Annotated in this window: 3 protein-coding genes (1 of these 3 only partly in view); all 3 read right to left on the bottom strand. The window is 43.8% G+C overall.

All coding sequences use genetic code 11. The annotated features are described in order from the left end of the window. Tightly spaced (each overlapping or abutting the next), the 3 genes in view from IQ276_RS40400 to IQ276_RS29375 form a layout consistent with a single transcriptional unit that may run on beyond the window. On the bottom strand, positions 1-6,404 hold the 5' end (the start) of the coding sequence (locus tag IQ276_RS40400; protein ID WP_255264359.1) for a non-ribosomal peptide synthase/polyketide synthase. 12,664 nt of this gene lie to the left of the window's left edge; only the first 6,404 of its 19,068 coding nucleotides appear in the window; the start codon lies at positions 6,402-6,404; the stop codon falls past the left edge of the window. Beyond that, positions 6,401-12,391, bottom strand: coding sequence for a type I polyketide synthase (locus IQ276_RS29380; RefSeq protein WP_235116074.1), 5,991 nt, complete (start codon positions 12,389-12,391; stop codon positions 6,401-6,403). Before IQ276_RS29380 ends, IQ276_RS40400 begins: the two co-directional genes overlap by 4 nt. Further along, on the bottom strand, positions 12,388-20,151 hold the full coding sequence (locus IQ276_RS29375) for a type I polyketide synthase (RefSeq protein WP_193917041.1): 7,764 nt from the start codon (positions 20,149-20,151) through the stop codon (positions 12,388-12,390). Before IQ276_RS29375 ends, IQ276_RS29380 begins: the two co-directional genes overlap by 4 nt.

Here is a 20,151-nt window from a genome sequence, read left to right as displayed (position 1 = left end):
CAAATACCCACCAGCACATCTGCTCCCACACCCAAGGACTGCAAGTAATGCGCCAACTGGTTTGCACGAGAGTTCAACTCCTCATAAGTCAATTGTTGATTCTCAAACACCACCGCCACAGCGTGGGGTGTACGTTCAACCTGGGACTCAAACAACTTATGGATACATTCTTGGGGATAGTCTCGCTGTGTATCATTCCACTCAATTAATAATTGCTCCTCCTCAGATTCTGTGAGCATTGGCAATTGAGAAATTCGCTCGCTGGGATTTGCCACAATTGCTGATAGCATTGTGACAAAATGCCCCAGCATTCGGTTAATCGTCCCAGACTCAAATCGACTAGTATCGTAGCTGACCTTCAGCAACAATTGCTCACCAGTAGTAGCTAAAACTGTTAGAGGATAATTTGTTTGTTCAATGGCATAAACATTCGAGACAGAAAAACTGCTATTACCTTGTAGAGCAGCAGTATCCACCGGATAATTCTCAAAGACGACAATGCTCTCAAATAAAGATGTACCTTTAGGAACATCACTCAGAGCCTGAATCTCTACCAATGAACTATAGGAAAATTGCTCAGACTCTACCTGTTGAGTCTGTAAATCCTTCAACAAACTCAGCAGTTGAGTATCATCAGAGATTTGCACTCGCACAGGTAGAGTATTAATAAATAATCCCACCATCGACTCCACGCCAACAAGTGCGGGCGGACGACCAGAAACAGTTGCACCAAAAACCACATCAGCTTCTTGGCTGTAGCGAGACAGCAGTAATGCCCAAGTCGCCTGCACCAAATTACTCATCGTCAGTTGATGCTGTCGTGCAAAAGACCCAACTGCGGCTGTCGCTGACACCGTTAAGTGAATTTGTTGTTCACTATAAGTCGAATGCTGCTTTTGACTTGACAATGGTTTATCCACAGTCAAAGGAGTGGGTGCAGTAAAACCTTGGAGTTTTTGTCGCCAAAAATCTGCTGCTAAATCTCGATTTTGTTGCTGTAACCAAGCAATGTAATTACGGTAGCCCAGAGTTGGTCTTTTCGGTAAAGCTTCACCATGAGAAATTGCTTGATAAAACTCCAATAGGTCTTGGAAAACCAAAGGTAACGACCAGCCATCAAGTAATAAATGATGAAAACTCCAAACAAACTGATAAGTTTTGCCATCCAATTGCAGCAAATGTAAGCGCATCAATGGCGCTTGGGAGAATTGGAAACTAATCAGTCGCTGAGCAGAAAGAAAAGTCTCTAATTGCTCTTGCTGTTCAATAGCAGATAACTCTCGCCAGTCTACAGTTTCGACGCTCACCTCAACCTGTCGATAGACAATTTGAATTGGCTGGTTCAAAGACTCCCAAACAAAACCAGTGCGGAAGATGGAATGCTTTTCTATCACTTGCTGCCAAGCTTTTTCAAAATATTCTACATCCAGCCTCCCGTTGAAAGTGGAAATCACCTGTTGAAAATATACACCTGAGTCTGGAGCATACAAACTTTCAAACAGCATCCCCTCTTGCATGGGAGATAAGGCATAAATATCCTCAATATTTTGCCAATTAGTTTTACCCAGTTCCGGTTTGAATGCTAGTCTTCCAAATACTCCATCGAGTTCCAGTTGGTTAAGTTGGACTAACGGGAAATCTGTTGGCGTATAACCTGCATTTTCCGGCGATAAACAATGAGTAATTAGCTTCTGCAAAGTTTCAACAAAATAAGCGGCAATATTCTCAATGGTTCTCTGCTGATGGATATTGCTACTATATATCCAATTTATTTGCAGCCTTTCGTTTGTAATTATGGCATTAACATCTAGTAGACTTGAACGCTGACCTTGTAAACTCTGGCTTTGTCCGCTAGACTCACTAGCCAATTGCATCAAAGAAGATGTATTTACAACTTGAGTAAATTGACCCAGATAATTGAAGCTAATCTCTGCTGTGGGAATTGTCTGTAGTTTAGCTAGTATTTCTGCATCAACATTTAGATAGCGCAATAAGCCGTAGCCAATACCTTTATTGGGAATTTTTCGTAGTTGTTCCTTGACAGATTTTAAAGCATTTCCAAGATCATCAAAGTCTATTGCTGAAAGTTTTAAAACTACCGGGAAAATCGTTGTAAACCAACCAATAGTCCGTGATAAGTCTACACCATCGATAATATCTTCCCGCCCATGACCTTCTAAGTTGAACAACACCGATTCATTATTAGTCCATCTGCTCAAAACTAACCCTAAGGCACTCAACAAGACATCATTAATTTGTGTTTTGTAAGCTTTCGGCACATCTTGCAACAGTGCTTGAGTTTGTACCTCATCTAATGACACTGATACTGTACTAACTGATGCCGCAGTGTTTATTCCATCTGCATAGTCTAAAGGTAGAGAAGCAACTGGGGAGTCAGACGCACTCAACCAATAACTCAGTTCTGATTTCAAGATATCTGATTGGGCATATTCTGTTAATCGTTGCGCCCAATTTTTGAAGGATGTGGTTTTAGCAGGTAGTTGAATGGCTTTACCTTGAGACAGTTGCTCATAACCCGTCTGCAAATCTTCTAGCAATATCCGCCAGGAAACACCATCTACTACTAAGTGGTGAATCACAATCAGTAATCGCGCTCTTTTGTTAATTCCTAACCAGAACAATGCCACTTGCACCAGATTTTTTTCCAGATTTAAACTCGCTTGTAATTCATTGGCTGTGGTTTCAATTACAGTTTCAAGCTCATTTTCTGGGATTGTTGATAAGTCTAAACGCGAGATAATATTGCTATCAGTTGGAGCGGCATGAATCTGCTGCCAAGTAGAGTCTGTTTGACTAAATCTCAAGCGCAAAGCATCGTGATGTTTGAGCAATTCCTGCCATACTTGTTCTAATATTTCCACCTTCAGGTTTGATGGTACTGTTAGTAGAAATGATTGATTAAAGTGGTGTTTTTGTGGTAGCTTCTGCTCAAAAAACCAGTGTTGAATGGGCGTTAGGGGTAATGTGCCGCTGACTAATCCTTGTTCAATGAAGAGTGCTTTTGTTGTGCCTGCTACTGTGGCTAATTGGGCGATTGTTTGATTGGCAAATAGTTGTTTGACTGTTAACTCAATTCCGATTAGCTTGGCTCTGGTGATGATTTGAATGCTGAGGATAGAGTCTCCACCCAGTTCAAAGAAGTTATCATGTATGCCGATTGATTCGACTCTGAGGACTTGCGCCCAGATTTCGACTAATTTTTCTTCAATGGGGTTGCGCGGTGCTAAGTAGCTGGTTTCTATTCCAGCCCGTAATTCTGGTGCTGGTAGGGCGCGACGGTCTATTTTGCCGTTGGGGGTTAGCGGTAGCGATTCCAGGATGACTATTACTGAAGGCACCATGTAGTCTGGTAGCTTTTCTTTGAGGAAACTACGCAGTTCACTGACTTTTGGTGTTATCTGTGCATTGGGTACGATGTAGCCCACTAGGCGTTTATTTCCGGGAATGTCAACGCGTGCAATGACGCAAGATGCTTGCACATCTGGGTGTTGGCTCAGCGCTGCTTCAATTTCGCCCAATTCGATGCGGAAGCCCCGGATTTTTACTTGGTTGTCAATTCGTCCTAAGTATTCTATGTTGCCATCTGGTAAGTAACGTGCTAAGTCTCCGGTTTTGTAGAGACGTTCGGAATTAGAGGATTGGTCTTCTGTTTCCCCTCTGCCCCTCTGCCCCCCTGCTCCCCTGCCTCCAACAAACGGGTTGGGGATGAATTTTTCTTGTGTCAATTCGCTTCGGTTGAGATAGCCTCTTGCTAATCCCGCACCACCTATGTGCAGTTCTCCTGGTACACCTACGGCTACTGGTTGTAAGTTTTGGTCTAATATATAAACCTGGGTGTTGGCAATTGGGCGTCCAATGGGGACAAATTGCCCATACATCTGCTGCTTGCAATTCCAGAAAGTTGCATCGATACAAGCTTCTGTCGGTCCGTAGAGATTGTGCAAGTTTACATTTAGCTTACTTAACAAGTCTTCTTTGAGAGTAACTGGTAAGGCTTCACCTCCACAGAAGACTTGTTTGAGGGAGTGACAAGTTTCGATTCCTCCCTGTTCTAAAAGCATTTGCAGCAAGGATGGGACAAGTTGAACAGTTGTTACCTGCTGTTGGGCAATTAACCTTAAGAGATAAGCACTGTCATTATGACCTCCTGGTTGAGCCATTAACAACTGTCCACCTGCCAATAATGGAGCGTAGAATTCCCAAACTGAGGCATCAAAGCCAAAGGGTGTTTTTTGCAGTACTTTGTCTTTTTCAGTCAGGGGGAAGGTTGCTTGCATCCATAACATATGGTTGCAAAGGTTACTGTGAGAGAGCATTACCCCCTTGGGTTGACCAGTTGAGCCAGAGGTATAAATCACATAAGCTAAGTTACTAGCTTGTACCTCCGCGATCGCATTCTCCTGACTATACTCACCGATCAACAGCCAGTCGCTATCTAAGTGGACGACACGTGCCTGATGTTGAGGCAGAGACTCTACTAATCGGTGTTGGGTGAGCAAAACTGAAACTTGAGCATCTTCTAACATGAAAGTCAAACGCTCGTTCGGATACTCTGGATCAAGTGGTACATACGCACCACCCGCTTTCAGAATTCCCAGTAGTCCTACTACCATTTCCAAAGAACGCTCCACACAAATACCTACCAGCACATCCGCTCCTACTCCCAATGAGCGTAAGTAATGCGCCAATTGGTTAGCACGACTATTCAACTGGTGGTATGTGAGTTGTTGATTTTCAAATACCACTGCCACTGCATCTGGGGTAATCAAACACTGCGACTCAAATAACTGATGGATACACAAATCTTGAGGATAGTCTACGTGTGTATCATTCCACTCAACCAACAGTTGATGTTGCTCAACTTCTGTCAGCAGGGGCAATTGGGAAATTCGCTCGCTGGGATTCGCCACAATTGCCTCAAGTATTGTCACAAAATGACCAGTCATCCGCTCAATCGTGCTGCCATCAAACAAGTCAGTGTTGTAATTCCATGTCCCTTTGAGAGATCCTGGGACTTCAAGAATGGTTAAAGTTAAATCAAACGCAGCCCCTTTAGCCCCTGGAATCATCGATTCCACAATCAACTCATCACTATCCATAAGTGACACTTCTTGGTCACTCTGATGAGATCGATCCCAGGCCAACGCTACTTGATAGAGCGGTGAAAAGCTGGGATCGCGGACAGGTTGCAGCCGCTCGACCAGCAGGGAAAAGGGATACTCTTGATGGTCTAGGGCATTTAACACACAAGAACGCGATCGCCCAAGCAACTCTTGAAAGGTCGGATTTCCTGAAAGGTCTGCTCGCAAAACCACAGAATTAGTAAAATAACCAACTATCTTTTCAAATTCTGAACGGCTCCGATTCACCATTGGAGAGCCAATTAAAATATCTTCTTGATTGGTATAACGTAGTAATAATATTTGTAATGCTGTTAATAAAAGTGTGTAAAGAGACGCGCCCTCTCTCTTCGCCAATTCTGTGAGCTTTTGGAGAAGTTTTTCTTCAAGAGTAAAAAAGCGGGAAGCACCATTATAGGTTTGGCTCTGAGGTCTTGGTCGATCAGTCGGCAAATTTAACACTGGCAACTCACCAGAGAGTTGTTGCTGCCAGTAAGTCCACAAACGCTCACCTTCTGAACTAGAGAGCATTTGCTTTGACCAGTTGACGTAATCTCGATATTGGTTGTTTTGTACTGGCAGTTGGGCTGCTACACCTGTGGTAATTGCTTTATACAAGACTCTCAGTTCACTGATCATGATTTCTAAAGACCAGAAATCCCCTACTATATGGTGAGCCGTTATTAAGAGAATCTGTTCTTTTGTTGCTAATATACCGGTTGTAGTGTGGTTAATTAACAAACTAAAGCGCAACATCGGCCCCTGTTCTAAGTCGAAAGGGCGATCGCTTGTTTCTGAGAGCCAGTTATTTACGTCCTCTTGGCCAAGATCGAAAGCTTCTTGGATGCTAAAGTCAACTTGCTGGTTTTCGTGAACTGTTTGCACAAGTTCGCCATCAATGTTTGCGAAGGTAGTCCTTAAAACTGGATGCCTTTCAACTAGGGTCTGTGCTGCCTGCTTCAGGGCTGGAATATCTAAATTTGTGACTAATCTTGCTGCATAAGTGGCGTTGTAAGCGGCACTATTGGGTGCTAATTGATATAAAAACCAGAGTGCCTGTTGACCGTGGGAGAGGGGATAAGTTGGAGCATGATCGCTATCCGCCGATAAAATTCGGATAATTTCTGGCTTGTATTGCTTAATTTCCCCCAATAACTCAGGGGTTAGTGCGTTTTCAGGCGATCGGTAGCGTAGTTTGTCTCCATCAACCCACAGTTCAACATTCTTTGCTGAAAGATTTTCTAAAAGCTCTGTTAAATTCATAATTCTCCTTCAATCCAATTGTTTTGATTTGATGCAGTTGTGGTTGCAAGGGGTGCTTTGGAGATTGAATTAACCTCAAAAAGTTGTTCGCTGACAAATTTTGTTAAATCAACAACACTCACACCATCCAAAAATTTGGTGATGGGGATATTTATTTCCAACTCTGTTCTGAGGCGATTTTTCAGTTCGACGACCATGAGGGAATCAAGTCCCATTTGGTTAAGGGGCTGGATAATATTGAGTGCAGATGTCGTTGTTCCTAACGCTTTGGCAATCTGCTCTCTCAGATAAGTAATCAAAAGTGATTGGTTTTGCTCTTGGGAATTGGCTTTAATTTGATCTAAAAGTGGTGGGAGCTTGACTTTTTGTTGCTCTTGTGCAATCGTAAGCTCCTGTACCTGTTGAGCTATTTCCGAAACGAAACTCGGATAAGATGAGCCGGAGAATTGCTGCAAAAACTTTGACCAGTTAAGCTGCGTCACCCCTACCTGAGCCGCATCTTGGGGTAGTAAATTTTCTAGGATGCTTAATGCCTGGTGTGGTTCCATCGGCTTTATTCCTTTGGTTGCCCATTTTACCTCAGCCTTAATCCCAAGATCCCTCGCCATTCCCACCATCGACCAGGGTCCCCAGTTAATACTTAACCCTGGCAAACCTAGCAATCTTCGATAATGAGCCAGAGCATCTAAAAAGGCATTAGCAGCAGCATAATTTGCTAAACCCGCAGATCCGAGCATGGACGCAACTGAGGAAAAAAGCACGAAGAAGTCCAAAGGTAGGTCTTGGGTTTGGATATGTAAATTCCAGGCTCCGCTTACCTTCGGTGCAAAAACTTTGGCAAATAGTTGCCATTGATGGTCTACCAGTAGTCGATCTTCAAAGACACCCGCAGTATGAATAATACCCCTCAATTCTGGCATCGATGTTTTAATTTGCGTTAGTAAAGAAGTGACATCTTTTTCTAAAGATACATCAGTTTGCAAAATAATAACTTGACTCCCAGCTTCTTTTAGTCGTCTCAGGGTGACTTCAGCTGCTTCATTAGGACTGCTACGCCCTGCCAAAACTAAGTATTTTGCCCCATGCTCTACCAGCCATTGCGCTACCAACAAACCAATCTCACCCAGACCACCTGTAATTAGGTAGGTAGCATCGGCTTTGAGGCGCAGAGATTGTTTAACAATTTTCTTGCTGCGTACTAATCGGCTAACATACCGTTGTCCATTCCGAAAAGCTATGTCAGTTTCACTACTAGTTGACTTGTGGGAAGAAATTTCTGCAAACAGACTCTGAGCATTGTGATTTTCTTTCACGTCTAAATCTACCAGAGTACAGTTAAATTCTGGATGCTCATCTGTAATTACTTTTCCTAATCCCCATACAGACGATTGGGCTACCCCGCCAAGGGACGATTCTACACCCACTCGTTGCGCTCCTTTGGTCACTAGCCAGAGGCGAGGAGGATGGGAAAATCCTTGATTAATTAAAGACTGGATGAGGGATAATACGCCACCACATCCTGTTTGGGAAGCAACTTCTAAATCTGTTACGGTGAGGGACTTGGCCTCAACTGTATCTAAACTCCACAAATAAACCACTCCATGCAGTTGGGGATTGCTTAAAGATTTGCTCCCCTGCACAAGTGCTTCCATGAACAGTAATAGTCGCTGAAAGTCTTCTGGTAAGGCAGGGTTAATCGTGAATTCTTGATCTGATATCTGTTTATACTCATTACCAGAGAAGACCAAAGTACAAGCTTTTTGTTGCGATCGCAATAATAGACTTAACTCTTGACCAATACCTTGACGATCAGCAAAAATTAGCCAATTTTCTGATTCTGTTTTGCTTTCCTTCGGTTTGACTGCTTGAGCCAGAATCAACGCTTGTTGAGATATTGTTTCTTGATAACTGGGAACAATTGTTGCTACATCTTGAAAGTCACTATCATACAATAATTTCTGCCAACTATTAGTTGTCAGCAATGGATGGTTGGGTCGCAAGTCAAAATCAGTAAACCTCCACCACCCATCTGTTAATCCAAAAATTAAATCTAACCAGCGTGATTTATGAGTCGCTTCTAGTAGCAATAACATCCCTTGAGGAGCTAATAATTGGTGTACGTGCTGCAAGGTTATACGCATATCTTTAGTAGCGTGCAACACGTTAGATGCCACAATCAAGTCATACTGATTTTCTGCAAATCCTTGAGACTGGGCTGCTTGCTCGATGTCTAATAATTGGTATTTGACAAAGGAGAAGTCTTGAAACTTTTGTTGTGCCTGAGCCAGGAAAAATGGAGATAAGTCAGTAAAGATATATTCTGTTTGCTTTTCATTGAAGAATGGGAGTAGATAAGAGGTAGTTCCCCCAGTTCCTGCACCAATTTCTAATACTCGCAACTTACGTCCTGATGGCAAATTTTCTACTACTGATAAAACAGCCTGTTGCATCAGGGTGTTCATCAGTTTTGCCTCTGGTGCATCCTGATATAGCTGGGTTGCGGTGGTTAAGTCGCCTTCAGGAAATAGCAATTCCACTGGGTTACATTCTCCCCGCAGTACTTGTGCTAAATTTGATCCACATCTTTGTAAGATGGTCAGCTCGGCTACGGCATTTGGGTATTGAGATAAAAGGTCACTGATCTGTGACTGAGGATGGTGTATTTTAGGTACTGCTACTATCTGCCATTGTTCGCCGAGGTATTCTAGGATTTCCACTTCCACAAGCATTTCTAACAGACGATGCATTAGCTGTGAATGTTGATCCACAACTCCCAATTGCTGTACTATTTCTGTCAGACTAAAGCGTTGTCCTTTGTGAAAGTTCCATCCCATTTCATGGAATGCTGCGATCGCGTAGGCAATACTTAAAGCTTCCAGTTGAACTAATACTTGGGCATTTAATTGATGATGCTGCGACATCAACTGTTTTGTTTGAGGTTGAAGGCGATCGCTAATTTCTGAAGGAGCAGGTATATAATCTCCAAGTAACTGCTGCTGTATGTTACCTTCATTTCGCCATACTAGTTCGTAGCACAGGTCTTGGATGTTGTCTGGTATCAGGTGTTGCTTGTGTTCCCTGACTAAGACTGCCAATATTTCGGGTAGTAATTTTATCTGTTCAGGTGAAAAATTAAGAGCTTTCTGGACTAGCTGAACTAACTCTTGAGTATTTCCCTGGTTAAGCAAGTTAACAATGGGAGTCTGAATATTTTCTTCAGATAAAGACTCTGGTTGTTCATGGCGAGACGGTGGATTCTCAATCCAATATCGCTGTCTTTGGAACGGATAGTTGGGTAATGCAACCTTCTGGTGGGGATAGTCGCCCTCAAACCCTGACCAATCTACCTGGACTCCGGCTAGATATAACTCGCCCAAACTAGAAAGTAGTTGTTCCCATTCTGCCACTCCCGGACGCAGAGAAGGCAACCATAGATCCTCGCTATCTGGCAAGCATTCACGCCCCATACCCAATAAAATTGGCTTAGGCCCAATCTCTAAAAAGACTTCATAATCTTGCTGATGCAACGTCTGCATACTAGTAGCAAATTGCACTGTTTGTAGTACATGATTCACCCAGTATTGCCCTGTGGCGATGTTCTCATCAGCCAGTTGTCCAGTGACATTGGAGATTAATGGAATCTGGGGTTGATTGTAGGTAACATGATTGGCTACTTGCTCAAATTCCTGCAACATCGGGATCATCAAGGGAGAATGGAAGGCGTGAGATACCTGCAATCGCTTTGTTTTTACGCCCTGTGCTTCTAACTTTTGACATAAAGTAGTAATATCTTCACTGACTCCAGAAATCACCACACTTTCGGAACTATTGATCGCAGCGATGGAAACTGTGTTGCCAAATGGTGCTAAAATTTGCCGCACTTGCTCTTCTGAAGCAATCAGGGAAACCATCTCACCTCCATCGGGTAACTGCTGCATTAATTGTCCTCGTTGGGCGATGAGTTTCAGACCATCTTCTAGGCTAAAAACTCCGGCGACAGTTGCCGCCACATATTCTCCCACGCTGTGCCCCATCACCACATCTGGCTGAATACCCCAGGATTTCCATAGTTGATAGAGGGCATATTCAAAGGCAAACAAGGCTGGTTGGGTATAAGCTGTTTGATTTAGTAGAGATGAAACCTGCTCGTTTAACTGGGTAGGATAAAGTACCTCTAATAAAGAAGGCTCTAGATAGGGGCGTAAAATTTCATCGCACTGTTCTAGAGTTTGGCGGAAGATAGGTTGAGTTTCATAGAGTAGCCTTCCCATATTTATGTATTGCGACCCTTGTCCTGTGAACAAGAAAGCTATCTTCAGGGGTTTTTTACCTGAGCGATCGCTATGGGCAAATGTCAAAACAGCGAGTTGAGCGACCAACTGCTCTCTAGAGCCAGTGACAATAGCTAGGCGGTGGTTAAAATGCTCTCTGCCGATGTTCGCCGTATAGCATATATCTGCAATGGACACATCAGCATGAGTTTGAATGTAGTTTTGATAGGCAAAAGCTAACTCCTCTAAAGCTGATGGTGTTTTTGCCGATAGGGTGAGCAGATGTAAAGGACGTTCCACTGCTGGGCAAAGAGGCTCAAGTGTTGGGGCTTGTGCTAACACCACATGGGCATTAGTACCGCTAAAGCCGAAAGAACTAACTCCCGCCAAACGGGAATTTTCTGCTGTTTGCCAGTCAGTTTTTTGAGTCGGCACTATTAGGGGCAAATTCTCCCAGTTAATATGGGGACTGGGATCTTGAAAGTGCAAATGCGGGGCAATTTCCTGGTGTTGCATTTGCAACACTACCTTGATGATCCCGGCAATTCCGGCGGCGGATTCTAAATGGCCAATATTGGTTTTTAACGAACCAATAGTTAGGGGTTGGTCTTTGGGGCGATTCTTGCCAAACACCGCTTCCAAAGCTCCCACTTCAATTGGATCTCCCAGGGAAGTACCTGTACCATGAGCTTCTAGATAGCTAACTTCAGTCGGTTCTACGCCACCATTTTCCAAGGCTTGGCGAATTACTGCTTGCTGTGCTGGCCCATTGGGTACTGTCAAACCACTGCTACGACCATCTTGGTTAACAGCCGAGCCGCGAATCAAGGCTAGTATCTGATCTTTGTCTTTGATGGCATCACAGAGGCGCTTGAGGATAATTACCCCGCAGCCCTCACTACGAACATAGCCATCGGCTTTTGTATCAAAAGTTTTGCAGCGACCATCTGATGAAAGCATCCTGGCTTTCGATAAATTAATACTAACTTCACTAGAAAGCAGCAAGTTGACGCCGCCAGCGATCGCTAAATCAGACTCTTGATGACGCAGACTTTGACAAGCTAAATGAACTGCTACTAAAGAGGACGAGCAAGCAGTATCCACTGCCAAGCTAGGCCCAGTTAGACCCAAAATATAAGACAAGCGACCTGCCGCCACACTATGAGTATTGCCTGTACCTTGGTAAGCATCAATCTCTGTTGCAGATCTAGTCAACAAACGTTGTAAATAATCATTACCAGTGATGCCAATGAACACCCCGGTTTGAGTGCCAAGCAATTGAGCGGGTTTGATGCTGGCATTTTCTAGTGCTTCCCAAGTGACCTCCAATAGCAGACGTTGCTGAGGGTCGAGGCTAACCGCTTCTTTGGGGGAAATACCGAAAAACTGAGCGTCAAATTCTTCTAACTGACGTAAAAACCCACCGTAGCGAGTGTACATTTTTCCGGGAGTATCGGGATTTGGGTCATACAAAGCATTAATATCCCAGCGATTAGCTGGTACTTCGGTAACTGCATCTACTCCATCGCACAGTAGTTGCCAGAATGCTTCTGGGTTGTTAGCATCTCCCGGAAATCGGCAACCCATGCCGACGATCGCAATTGGTTCTTTTTTGGCCTTTTCCACAGCTGCTAGCTGAGATTTCATCTCCTTGAGTTCCAGGAGTGCCTTCTTCATTAAAGACTGACGGTCTGTGTTCACTGAATTTTCGCTCATTGGCCCTTACCTTCCTGAATAATGGCTAGTTCTTGTGCAAGCAGCTTTTCGATTTCGCTTTCGGATAGCTCGTCGAGGGCGGTTGATAAATGAGAGCGATTGCTTGCTTGTGGTTCGATAGTAGATGGTTCTATTGAAAGTATTTCTTTGCCTAGATAATCAGCTAGCACTGTGACTGTTGGATAGTCAAAGGTCAAGCTAGAAGGCAAAGGGTAATCCAAAGAGTTTTGCAAGCGGTTTCGTAGTTCCACAGCAGTCAGTGAATCTATGCCTAACTCAAAAAACCCTTGCTGGAGGTCTTGGTTTGAAAGTTTGTGCCCTAGCACTTGAGCTACCTGTGAGCATAAGTGGTCAATTAAAAGCTTTTTGCGATCGCTGATTTTGGCTGTTGCTAATTGAGTGCGAAACTCAGATTGCTCAACTCTCTTGGTTAAGTTATGGGTGAAGTTAGCAAAAAACGCTGGTGCTGTAGCGGATTTGCTGATCAATTGCGACCAGTTGATGGGTATTGCCGCCACTTGGGCAGAAGATTGGTTTAACAATTGCTCCAGCACAGCCAATCCTTTCAACGGAGCAATTGTCCCAATACCTACCCCCTGTATGAGATTTTGGTCGCCACTATCCAATCTAGCTGCCATTCTAGCTGCCATCCCCACCTGAGACCAAGCCCCCCAATTAATACTCAATCCCGGCAAACCCAAAGTCTGGCGATAATGAGCCAAGCTATCCATAAAAGCATTAGCTGCGGCATAATTACTTTGTCCCACAAAGCCAAACAGTGAACTCATCGACGAGAAACAAATAAAAAAGTCAAGGGGCATGAGTTGGGTCAAGGTATGGAGATTCCATGCCCCTGCTACCTTGGGAGCCATCACCCGCCGAAAGCGCTCTAAAGATTGCTGCTTTAACACTCCACCATCCAATATTCCTGCTGCATGAATAATCCCCCGTAGCGGCGGTAGCTGGGAGTTGATTTTTTCTAGGACTTCAACCACCTGAGCAACTTCCGAAACATCTGCTTTGACAACCAGCACCCTCACCCCTAATTGCTCAAAATCGGATATTCGCTCTTTGGTGGCAAAAGATACCTCACTGCGTCCAGTTAATACCAGGTGTCGCGCTCCTTTTTCTACCAGCCAGCCAGCCACCTCCAAACCCAAAGCACCATTACCACCAGTAATCAAATAACTCACATCTGGTTGTACAGATAATTGCCCCTGATTCACCCTTGCCTTCATTGGCGGTTCTCCCAAGGAACAACTAGCAGTGTGCCGCACCAGTCGCGCTACGTATCGCTTGCCCTGACGGATGGCGATTTGGTCTTCTGCATCTGTGGCTGACAATTCCAGTAGTAGTGCTTTTAGGTGCTGTTGTCTTGTCCCTTGTACGCATAAGTCTAAACGCACACATTGAAATTCTGGATACTCTAAGGCAATAACTCGACCTAATCCCCATAAACTACTCCCTGAAAGTTGCAATGGCTCAGATATTGCTGTCACTGCTTGGGTTCCCTGTGTTACTAGCCATAGATGCGGTTGTATTTGCCAAGGGAGTTGCGTCAATGCTTGCACTAAATGCAAAACACTGCCACAATTTTTCAGTTCTGCTGCTGGGAGATTGCTCTCATCAGTTTCATCTGGGGCGATACTCCAGAGGTAAATAATCCCCAGTGGTTGTTGTTGGCTACCAATGTCATACAGCAGTTTTTGGTAGTGTTCTGGTTGATTCGGGTCTATTTGATAATGTTGCTGGTCAATTTTCTGATAGTTAATACCAGCAGAAACTAAGCTGTAATCACTACCAAGGTTTTGTAATTGTTCACCTAGCTGTTCGCCTAGTCCTTGTGGATCTGTGAAAATCAACCAACTGCCCACCTTCGTGACAATTGATTGGTCTTTGTCCACCGCTTGCCAGCCGATTTCATATAACCAGTCTGTGACATCAAGATTGTGGGAAGGCAGCAATAACTGGCGAGTCACTTTTTTGGCTTCCATACCGACAATCTCTGCAATCAACTGTTCTTTAAAGTCAAACAGTTTGATATCTACTATTAACTTGTCAATATCAGAGTTGTGTTGCTGTCTTCGCACTGCATGACACCATAACTGCTGAGGTTGGGGACGTTGGTAAAACCGGAAACTCTCAATTGCAGACGGCATAAAAGTGTCTTCGCCAGGGAAGAAAATGCTGGTCAGTTGCAAGCAGGAGTCAATCAAACCCGGATATAACTCATACTCCTGTTGCTCATTTCCTACATCCACCCATTTGATTTTGGCTAGGGCTTCTTTTTCTCCACACCAAACAGAATCCAGCCACTGGAAACTTGCACCCAATTCTATCTGCCGCTTCTGCCAACTTTGGTAAATTTCTAGTGCAGCTATTTGTTGAGTACAGCGTGCTTGTATTTGTTGGATGGCAATGGTTTGCGATGTAGTGTTTATGCTGGGGGAAATTTTTCCTGTGGCATGGACTAGCCATTGACTTATCTCATTACTGCTTGTGGCTGGATCAAAGCTAATGAGTTGGAAAGATTTGCCACTCTCTTGTGGAGAAAGTACTAACTGTACAGTGCGTGCTTTTCCTTCGGGGATAGCTAATGCTTGGGGGAAAACTATATTTTCTAATACACATCCCTCGTTGCCAAAGGTGAGTTTGGCTGCACTTAATAGTGAGGAAAGATGACAAGCTCCAGGTACGACAATTTGGCTGTAAGCTTGATATTCTGCTAAAAATGGCAAGTTGGCTGTACTGAATTGAGATTCAAACAAAATCTCTTTGCTTAAGGGCAATTGCAGCTTTGTTTCGAGTAATGGGTGCAGTTTTGGGGATTTTTGGACTCGAAGTTGAGATTGTGTATTCTCAATCCAATAGCGCTGTCTTTGGAATGGATAGTTGGGTAGTGCAACTTTCCTGTGGGGATAGTCGCCCTCAAACCCTGACCAATTTATCACAACTCCGGCTAGATATAACTTACCCAAACTAGAAAGTAGTTGTTCCCATTCTGGTACTCCTGGACGTAGAGAAGGCAACCACAGACCCTCGCTGTCTGGTAAGCATTGACGCCCCATACCCAACAGTGTTGGCTTTGGCCCAATCTCTAAAAAGACTTCATAACTTTGCAATTTCTCCATACTGGAGGCAAACTGCACTGTTTGACTAACATGATTTACCCAGTAGTCTGCTGTGGCGATGTTCTCGTCAGCAAGTTGTCCGGTGACGTTGGATATTATTGGAATTTGGGGTTGATTATAGGTGACTTGATTGGCGACTGCTGCAAATTCCTGCAACATTGGTGTCATCAAGGGTGAATGGAAGGCGTGAGATACTTGCAACCGTTTTGTTTTTACGCCTTGTAACTCTAGCTTTTGACAAATGGTCGTTATATCTTCACTGGCTCCAGAAATCACTATACTTTGAGAACTATTGATGGCAGCTATGGATACTTTGTTAAAGAATGGTGCTATAACTTCCCTCACTTGTTCTTCTGAAGCCATCAGGGAAACCATTTCACCTCCCGATCGCAACTGCTGCATTAATTGTCCTCTTTGAGCGATGAGTTTGAGTCCATCTTCTAGGCTCAAAACTCCGGCGACGGTTGCTGCTACATATTCTCCCACGCTATGCCCCATCACTACCTCTGGTTCAATCCCCCAGGATTTCCATAGTTGATATAGGGCGTATTCAAAGGCAAATAATGCTGGTTGGGTATAGGCAGTTTGATTGAGTAAGGATGAATTTTCCTCAGAATAGAGGACTTCTAATAAAGATGGCTCTAGATAGGGGCGAAGGATTTCATTGCATTGCTCTAGTGTTTGGCGGAATTTGGGTTGGGTTTCGTAGAGTTCCTTTCCCATATTTATGTATTGCGACCCTTGTCCGGTAAACAAAAAGGCTATTTTCGGCAGCTTTTTGCCTATCTGACTACTATTTTGAGCAGAACTGGCGAGTTGTTCTACTAATTTCTCCCTAGAGTCAGCAACGATCGCTAGACGGTGGTTAAAATGCTCCCTCCCTATATTCGCCGCAGAGCATATATCTCCTAGTGATACATCGCCATTGTCGGTCAAGAATTCCCCATAACTATGTCGCAATTGTGCCAATGCCTGGTCATTTTTGGCTGATAGAGTCAGTAGGTGGTAGGGGCGCTCAAGTTCTTTGTTTACTAGTAAAGGTTCTGGTGCTTCTTCCAAAATCACATGGGCATTAACTCCTCCCACTCCAAAGGAACTTATACCAGCCCGTCTCGGTATATTTTCTCCTGCTTCTGTCTTTAACTGCTTCCATTCTTGGGTTTCGCAGACAAGATAAAATGGAGTTCCCTGGAAATCAATGCGGGGATTTAATTGCTGAAAATTCACAATTTTGGGCAATTTTTGATTCTTCATTGCCAAGAGTACTTTAATCACCCCAGCAATTCCCGCTGCTGCTTCTAAGTGTCCAATATTGGTCTTAACTGTTCCTAAACCACAATAGGGGCGATGGACTGGGGATAAATGATACTGTTGGTGTAATTGTCTAAATGCTCGTTTGAGACTATTAATTTCTATTGGGTCTCCCAAGGGCGTACCAGTACCATGAGCTTCGATGTAGGAAATGGTATTGGGGGCGATATTAGCTTTTGTATAGGCGGTGGAAAGTACTTTTGTTTGAGCGTAAACATTGGGAGATGTCAGAGTTCTTGCTTTTCCACCATGATTTACCGCACTACCTTTAATCACTCCATAAATCTGGTCTTGATCTTCAATGGCTTTGGCTAAAGGTTTTAAGAGAATTACTCCTGCTCCTTCTCCACGCACATACCCATCAGCCTCACTATCAAAAGTTTTGCACTGTCCTTGTGGAGATAACATTCCTAGCTGACTCATTTGAATGTATCTCGTCGGTGTGCAGAAAATACTCACTCCACCCACGAGTGCTGTCTTACATTCCTCTGACTTGAGAGCATTGATGGCTTGATGAAGCGCTACCAGTGAACTTGAGCAAGCTGTGTCTACGGGAATACTGGGACCGTGAAAATTAAAGAAGTAAGAAATCCGATTGGGGATCATGCAAGTCCAAGTTCCTGTCCCTGTATGTCCGTCGGTTTCCTGTTTATAGCCGTTTTGTAAAAGATCGTAGTCGTAGTTACACACTCCGATAAAGACACCAACGGAACCTCCAGACAGTTGAAATGGTGCATATCCAGCATCTTCGATACAAGACCAAGTTAACTCCAGCATCAGCCTCTGCTGGGGGTCCATTCGTTGTGCTTCCCTCGCAGAGATGCCGAAAAATTGGGCGTCAAATTGGTCTATCTTCTCGATAAACCCTCCCCATTTACTAATGCTTTTTCGCTCTTGAGGATTAGGGGAATAATACTCTTCAACTTCCCATCGCTCAGAGGGAATTTCACTAATGCTATTGATTCCTTGTTCGAGATTCTGCCAAAACTGTTGGTAGTCATTGGCTCCGGGAAATCGGCAACCAATCCCAATGACAGCGATATCTGCGTTGGCCATCCCTTGAGGAGAACTCGAAACCTGGGCGGGTTTTTGATCTGGTATCGCAGCAGGAGATTCTGTTTGTTCCTTCAAGTATTTGGTTAAGGCGCGATCGCCCTTAGTCAGCAGTCTGAAGTCAATGATACCTGTTTGCGTTAACGGCATGTGTTGTAGCTGGACAAAATTGCAAGTGCTGGGTGTGCCAAAGCGATCGCTCACTACCAATTCTGCTAATTTCTCCCCAACTGAGGAATTACTGTTAGCAGTGAAATAAGCAGTTAATTTCTCTAGAGAATAGGTATCTTCTACATAACCACGGATATGTCGGTTACTACCATCTAATCCAATTAACAACTGCGGCTGATTGTGGTGTAAACCAATGAGCAAAGAAGACAATCCTTGTGGTGCAGACATGGCAAAGTAGCCTTTGGTTTGAGCCAATTTGCTCTTTTGGTAATCCTGGCTAATGCCGATTCCATCCCACAAACTCCAGCTAAAACAATAGCTCTTGAGACCCCGAGAGCGCTGATAATGGGCAAAACTCTCCAGAAACTGATTGGCGGCGACAAATGTGCCAACACTAGCGCCTCCGAAAAAACTACTGACTGAAGAAAAGCTGATAAAAACTGCTTGGGGATGGTCTAGTAGTAGTTGATTAAGTATCCAAGCACCGCCAACTTTGGCGCGGATGGCTGTTGACCAAGTGTGATGATTTTCTTCCAAGAGCGATCGCTCTTGATAAGTTCCTGCTAAATGCAACACCCCGTCTAGTTCACATCCCCAACGAGACGAAGCCTGTTCAACCACCTGTTGCAAACCTGGCAAATCGCAGACATCGACTGCCTCATAGATAATTTCTCCTCCCAGCTGTTCTAGTTCTTGATAAGCCGCAATTTTTTGAGATATAACAGACTCTCCTGTGTAAGTCTGCCATGTACTTCTTTGGGGTAAGTCAGTCCTCCCAACCAACAATAGCCGCGCTTTGTAATGCTTGAGCAAATACTTGGCAATCTCAACACCAACGCCCCCAAGTCCGCCGCTAATCAAATACATTCCACCTGCTTTAAAGGCAAAGTCTTGCTTTTGTTCCCGATCAAAATCCACTTTCTCTAATCGAGGAACCCAGCGCTCTCCTTGGCGATAAGCTACCTGACATTCACCTGATGGCATATGCAACTCTTGCAAAATCCGCCCTGCATTCACCACAGGTTCATCTACAGTTAAATCAACATGACGAGTAGTTAAGTGGGGTATTTCTTGATCGATTACTTTCAGCAACCCCACAAGAGGAAACTTTTCATAAGCAATATCTTCATGATTCGATAGAAATTGTGTATAAGTTGAAACTAATAATAACTCAATGGGATGATGAAATTTTTGGATATTAGCTAAAGCTTTAACTAAAGACAGTAGACTATAGACACCTTGTGTCTGAGCCTCTTCCAAGGAATCGAGACTGGAAATTTCATTAATGCAACTTTCATAATTCCACAGATGTAAAATTTTATCGATTTGAAAGTTGTTAGTTGTCAGAACAGACAGCAAACGCTGATAATGTTCGGGATTATTTGGCGCAATTTGATAGCGGTTATTGCCAAGTTGCCTAAAGTCTACACCTGCTTCAATGCCAACGCACATGTGGCCATGTTTTTGGAGTTCTGCACCCAAATATTCCCCTAATCCCAACTTGTCAAGGAATACTAGGAAGTTACCATTGATTGCAGACAATTGGGTTACAGATCGTTTCCGTCGCCAAGTCTGGCGATAAAACCAGTCTGGTAGCAAGTTGGGATTATCTAAATTGATGTCATTAATGATAACGTCATCTTTATCTCTGTCAGTCAAGTTAGGAAGTAAGTCTGATAGATGTTTGAGGTGTTCTTGAACTACTACTGCTACTTGCTGAACTTCAGGCAATGACTTGATTAGCTCTGACCATCGCTGCACTAAATCTCTGTCTTTGATTTCTAGATTACTCAGGGCTGTTTGATCTATTTCTCCAGATGGATTGAACGGGAGAGTTGATATTGGTACAATCGCCTGCGGTAGCCATTCACTAGGCACAATTCTTTGTAGGTGAGATAACAACTGTTCTCTTACAAATATTTCTGATGGTACAACATAAGCAACTAACTCATGTTTTAACTTTTCTATCTGCCTCTCTACTACTACACAATCTTCTACGAAGAAACTCGACCTAATGGCAACTTCTACTTCCCTTAAATGATTTTTTTTATTACTCGAATTTGCTAAGTTCTTGGAACTATTATCTAACTGCAT

Origin of the sequence: Desmonostoc muscorum LEGE 12446, assembly GCF_015207005.2 — a bacterium.
In the GTDB taxonomy this organism is placed as follows: domain Bacteria; phylum Cyanobacteriota; class Cyanobacteriia; order Cyanobacteriales; family Nostocaceae; genus Nostoc; species Nostoc muscorum.
The sequence above is the reverse complement of the archived record's forward strand: the minus strand, read 5'-3'. Positions and strand labels throughout refer to the sequence as shown.